The organism is Staphylococcus auricularis, from assembly GCF_001500315.1.
GTDB classification, from domain to species: Bacteria; Bacillota; Bacilli; order Staphylococcales; family Staphylococcaceae; genus Staphylococcus; species Staphylococcus auricularis.
The window spans coordinates 1-217 of the sequence record NZ_LLER01000034.1 but is presented as its reverse complement, the minus strand read 5'-3'; the positions used below and the strand labels follow the sequence as shown (position 1 = coordinate 217).

Sequence of the window (217 nt, the reverse complement as noted above, 5' to 3'; positions counted from 1 at the left end):
TGTCGTGTTATCGACATGTGAATTCATAGCATGTCAGATGGTAGACCCGGAGAACTGAAACATCTTAGTACCCGGAGGAAGAGAAAGAAAAATCGATTCCCTGAGTAGCGGCGAGCGAAACGGGAAGAGCCCAAACCAATGAGCTTGCTTGTTGGGGTTGTAGGACACTCTTTTAGAGTTAGAAATGTATCGCTTAGACGAAGCATCTGGAAAGATG

Annotated in this window: 1 rRNA gene; it reads left to right on the top strand. The window is 45.6% G+C overall.

Going from position 1 to position 217, the window contains the following annotated elements:
* Positions 1–217: ribosomal RNA gene (locus APS80_RS10370) — 23S ribosomal RNA — on the top strand; the annotation flags it as partial.